A 2584-nucleotide genomic window follows, 5' to 3' on the forward strand; every position below is an offset into this window, starting at 1 on the left:
ATCCAACCTTCACTGAAGCACTAAAAGAAGCCTGTTTAGCAGCTACTGATAATAGAGCGCTGCATGTTTAAAAGGAACTAATTATTCGTAACTTACTGTTTACAAGATATGATACAATTACTAGATAATATTATTTCGGATCCTTCGGTATGTAATGGTAAACCTACATTTAAGGGTACTAGAATTGGTGTAACCACAATTTTAGAATTCTTAGCTGCTGAGGACTCAGAAAAGGAAGTACTGGAAAATTATCCTGTATTAACAAAGAAGGATATCCAAACAGCTCTACGTTTTGCTAGTAAATTGATGAATAATCACTATTCAATCAAAAATGTAGCCTAATACATTAGACTAATTAAATGTATTAACTAAAATCCTTTTCACCTTTGTGGAAAGGATTTTTTGTTTCACTCCTATTTTACATTACTGAAATAACTATCTTTGATTAGACTATTTTACCAATCATACTCATGAATAAAAGCGTCAAGTTAATTTTAACCGTTTACCTGCTTGTACTGGCAATTTTCACCACTTTTAGATTCATCTTATTCTTAACAGAGTTAGATAGAGTACATGAGGACACGTTGATAACTACTATTATTCAATCTTTTATTATGGGCGTACGATTTGATATCGTTATCTCTGGTTACCTTTTATTTATTCCTGCTTTAATACTCGTAATTACTGATATACTAAGAATAAATTCAACGGTAATACATAGTTTTTTTTTCTATTGGATTTTCATCACCTTCACTTTTGCTTTCTTTATCTCAGCGGCAGATGTGCCTTATTTCAACCAATTTTATGATAGGCTTTCAGTTGGTGCTTTTGCGTGGGTTGAAAATATAGATTTTGTAGTCTCCATGATTATTCAAGAGCCAAAATACTTTTTGATTAGTATCCCTTTTATTATCCTTAATGTTTTATTTTTTTACTTTTTATCAAAAATATTTAAGAAGAAAGAACTACACTCAACAGGTAAAATTAAAATATTCATTAATATAATAGTAACGCTGCTATTCCTTGCTCTTATGTTCTTAGGTATTAGAGGACGTATCCAAAAAAAGTCTCCTATAAGGATAGGCACTGCTTATTTCTCTGATAATGCTTTTTTAAATAAACTAGGGTTAAATCCTGTTTTTACTTTAATCCGTAGTTATTTAGATAGTACAGATAGTGACAATGATTTGGTACACTTCATGGGAAAAGACGAAGCTTTCAGTAATGTACAATCCTATTTAAACAATAAAGGAACAGACTATGTTGAGTCTCCAATCGCTAGAGATGTTACATACGATACGGTTGTGTCTATAAAACCTAATATTGTACTTATCATAATGGAAAGTATGAGTGTTGCTAAAATGACACGGCACGGCAATAAAAATAATATTACACCTTTCTTAGATAGTTTATCACATAGTTCTATTTACTTTGAAAACATGTACAGTGCTGGTAAACATACATTCAACGGTATTTTTAGTAGTTTATTTTCATTCCCAGCTCTATACCGTCAACATACGATGAAAAACATAAGGGAGTATACGGGACTTAGTAAAACACTCAAAGACAAAGGGTATTCGACTACTTATTTTACAACACATGATAGCCAATACGATAATATAGAAGGCTTTTTAAGGACTAATAATTTTCAACATATTATCAGTCAGGCTGATTACCCAATTAGTGAGGTTAAAACAACTTTAGGTGTACCAGATGATTATATGTTTCGCTACTCTATGCCTATCATTAATGATTTGGCAAAAGAAGATAATCCCTTTTTTGTAACATTTATGACGACTAGTGATCATGGTCCTTTCTATGTTCCTGATTATTTCAAGCCAAAAACAGACGAAATCGGAAAACAAATTGTAGAATATGCGGATTGGTCATTAAAAAGTTTTATTCAATCAGCCTCAAAACAAAAGTGGTTTAACAATACCCTTTTTGTTTTTGTTGCTGACCATGGTGTTCCTATGAGTGCGACCTATGATATTTCCTTAAATTACTTTCATATTCCTTTATTATTCTATTCTCCCAACCTAATAAAATCACCCAAATCGTATAAGAAAATGGGAAATCAAGTCGATATATTTCCTACCATCATGGGGTTAATCAAACAGCCGTACATAAACAATACGTTGGGAATAGATTTAATAAATGAGAATAGAGAATTTGCTATTATTAATGATGATGACAAAATAGGGATTTTAGATACTACTCATTTTTGTATTATGAAAGAAAAAACAATGGCACTTTATAACTACAGGGAAAAAGACAGAACGGATTATTTTATTCAGAATAAAGATAAAGCAAATAAAATGGCTAAATATGCTCGGTCGAACATGCAAGTGCATCAAGAGATGATATTATCTGGTCAAACAAAGCTACCTAATAATTAACTATCTTAGGTTTTGACTATTTTACCGATCAGATTTATGCCTGTACAACTATCAGGAGTTATTATTACACTAAACGAGGAGAAGCATATTCAGGCATGCATCGAATCCTTACTTCCTGTAGTAGACGAAATAGTTGTCATAGATTCTCTCAGTACCGATAAAACAAAGGAAATCTGCGGTCAATT

3 protein-coding genes are annotated in these 2584 nt (G+C 31.7%); all 3 read left to right on the forward strand.

Going from position 1 to position 2584, the window contains the following annotated elements; translation table 11 throughout:
• Positions 1–108: 108 nt before the first annotated feature.
• Positions 109–342 carry a DUF433 domain-containing protein gene (locus AB8B90_RS04995; protein WP_405334284.1) on the forward strand — a complete coding sequence of 78 codons (234 nt, stop codon included), beginning with the start codon at positions 109–111 and terminating at the stop codon, positions 340–342.
• 689 nt (positions 343–1031) lie between these two features.
• Positions 1032–2399, forward strand: coding sequence for an LTA synthase family protein (locus AB8B90_RS05000; protein WP_405334286.1), 1368 nt, complete (start codon positions 1032–1034; stop codon positions 2397–2399).
• A gap of 36 nt (positions 2400–2435) precedes the next feature.
• On the forward strand, positions 2436–2584 hold a 149-nt coding region (locus tag AB8B90_RS05005; RefSeq protein ID WP_405334289.1), incomplete at its 3' end, for a glycosyltransferase.

The organism is Psychroserpens sp. (assembly GCF_045105015.1).
Lineage (GTDB): Bacteria > Bacteroidota > Bacteroidia > Flavobacteriales > Flavobacteriaceae > Psychroserpens.